This window comes from Psychromonas sp. Urea-02u-13, assembly GCF_002835995.1.
Taxonomy (GTDB): Bacteria; Pseudomonadota; Gammaproteobacteria; order Enterobacterales; family Psychromonadaceae; genus Psychromonas.
The window spans coordinates 1-2,597 of the sequence record NZ_PJBZ01000166.1 but is presented as its reverse complement, the minus strand read 5'-3'; the positions used below and the strand labels follow the sequence as shown (position 1 = coordinate 2,597).

General features: G+C 36.3%; 3 protein-coding genes and 1 pseudogene. 1 reads left to right on the top strand and 3 read right to left on the bottom strand.

Annotated features, from left to right (window positions below):
• Positions 1-308, top strand: a pseudogene (locus CXF74_RS23190) (hypothetical protein); the annotation flags it as partial.
• A gap of 232 nt (positions 309-540) precedes the next feature.
• On the opposite strand, the gene CXF74_RS21000 reads toward CXF74_RS23190, so the two are convergent.
• The 3 genes from CXF74_RS21000 to CXF74_RS20990 form a co-directional block, all read right to left on the bottom strand.
• Positions 541-975, bottom strand: coding sequence for a hypothetical protein (locus tag CXF74_RS21000; protein ID WP_101084548.1), 435 nt, complete (start codon positions 973-975; stop codon positions 541-543).
• Positions 976-1,367: 392 nt separating this feature from the next.
• Positions 1,368-1,778, bottom strand: coding sequence for a hypothetical protein (locus tag CXF74_RS20995; RefSeq protein WP_157822502.1), 411 nt, complete (start codon positions 1,776-1,778; stop codon positions 1,368-1,370).
• A gap of 305 nt (positions 1,779-2,083) precedes the next feature.
• The coding region (locus tag CXF74_RS20990; RefSeq protein ID WP_157822501.1) for a hypothetical protein at positions 2,084-2,597 on the bottom strand (514 nt) is incomplete at its 5' end.

The window sequence follows — 2,597 nt, the reverse complement described above, 5'->3', positions numbered from 1 at the left end:
TATATTTAGGCAGGGAACAGATTTTTCAACGACCAATTTTAACAACTACTTTAATATGTATTCTAAGGCGCTATGGGGTATGTTGTGTATTCTCGGCGGTCAAATACCTCAATAACATTGCCGAACAAAGCCATCGAAAAGTGAAAGGTAAAATGAATCAATGTTTAGGATGGAAGTCTTGGATTGGTGTAGAAACAACCTTAGCAGGTGTCGAGTTTTGCTTGATTATTAAGCAAAAACAGATGGTTAACTCAGAAGGAATGGCGCCATCAGAGCAGTTTTATTCTCTCGTGGATAATTGTATCTGAGGAAAAGTACCTCTGCATTTAAAGCGACATAATTTCAATTTACAACAGAACCAAATTAACTAGGCTGACCGAATTAAGTTGACTAGGTTACCAATGATGCTTGATGGATAAGAAACTTTCAGTTTTCTATCCATCAAATCAATTCAACTTCAACTGTAGGTGCAATGATTAAATATAAAGAGCGTTTAGATTCATACGAAAACGTAAGTGTTAATAAAGAACAGATAGGCGCCTATTGTTCATTCTTAATAACTGTATAGCTAAGCATATTCTGTCTACCTATAGGTTCATTTACCCCCGATATCTGAGTAAATATTGCCGTGCCGTAAGTATTTGTTAAACATTTAAAAAGAACAGAATGAGAAGGCTTATTTAAAGGATCTTTTTCATCTCCAAGATAAAGTCCAATACCATTATCTTTATCTAATACACTATAAGTATAACGGCCATAAAAAGGACCTAACTCTCTATTAAGAAACTCAGTGACATACTTTTTATTAGAATACGTTACTTTAGCAATAGCCCCTGCATTAGGGTTTGAATTAGAGTAAGTAGGGTCAATAACATTAATAAATGTCATGTCGTCTAAACTATCAGGGACGGAGCAATTTGCAAAAGTGAATCCTGAAAATGTTATTAGTAATAGAGCAATTTCTTTCTTTAACATAATTATTTCCTTTAATGTTTTGTGACAGCCCAAGCCAGAGTGGCACCAATATTAATGAATGTTATTTTTTACATATTATAACTAGAAACTGTAATTGTTGTGAGATATTTATCACACACCGATGGCAATATACCAGCTTGAAAGGTTCTGTCACATCTACATTGTAACTTTTCTAAAAATTAACCCTCGAAGCTCAATGTTTATCTTTTTATGACCTTATCTATGAATTTTTCTGGTTACCAATTTCCTAAAGATGTGATCCTGCAAGTACTGTTGTGGCTAAGTAAAATTGGCCACATATTTACAACTTTCTAAGTCTAATGGGGGCGAAAGTGACTTAGCTTTCTAAAGCGGAAAGGGGAACAAACCGAACTAGAAAATTAACGAGACGGTTATGATCTCGTTTGTTTTTTCTGATCCCCTTCGGTCATCTTATTTATGGCGCTAAGCAAGGCAGCGTTGAGCATTCCTAATTGTTCATTAAACATCTTTCGCTGTTCCTTTGCTTCCGGACTATCATTTCCCTGTAGTGCTTCAATTTGTTTTTTTAGTTGTTCAATCTGCTCTTTGAGCCTTGCAATGACGCCATCGACAACACTGCTTCCGCTATTTTTATCGGTTCCATTAACTTCATCCTCCTGTTTCTGCTTTCCTTCAGCAGAAAGACTAACCTTGACGCCTTGAGCTTTATCGCTTTCTTTTTTTTCCTCGGTCTTTGCGATCCGTTCTTCAGTTTCCTGGGACTGCTTAATCAGTACAATTCCCTGCGGTTGTGTTTTTACAAAGTTCATGTCGATATTCATTTTATAGGACCTCAAGTTCACGTATTCACCGAGAATCGCCAGAAGGCCGATAAATCTATGCTGAATACTAGTTTTTTTGTTTAAAATAAGAAATTTCAACGCACTTAATTCATTGTATTTTACATTCTTTAGACTATAAACATTTATTTGATGATTTAATTTAAAAGCTCAGGGGGAATATAATGAAAGTATCGTCACCTTATTCAAAATACTTTTTATTAAAGTGTAGTTGCTAAGAAATATTGGCCACAACAATTGGTTTCTGAGGCGCTATGGGGGCAAAAGCGACTTAGCTTTCTCTCTCTTCAGGCTGTTATAAATGAATCCACATGTATTTTAGCATAAGTATTTTTTGTTTTTTTCTTATGCTTAGTCGCTTCTTTCTTCCTAACTTCCCCCTCCTCCACCCAAGCCTCGATAGTTTGCCCATACTGGTTACTTAACGGGTCTAATCCTTTTACAAACTCCGAAAATGACGTAACACCCTCCACATATTCATATTTGTTGTGTTTTTTACGTTGTACCATATAGCCAACAAAGGACTCTGCCGTTATTTCACCTTTCTTAAGGCGTGAATAAAGAGTGTCATAATTAACACGCTCATTATCAGGCACAACAAATATTCCATTTTCCTTCACATTCTCTTCAAACTCACACCATGTGACAGAAAATGGGTATTCTTGATTTCCTACTCGTTGATGCTTAATAGTCTCTGTAGGTGCAGTGGTATCAAAAACAGCATTCTTTCTCCCCGTTGGGTCAACGCCAAAACGCACTAAAGGCGGTTCAATAAAGGTGACATTACGCTTCACACGCTCC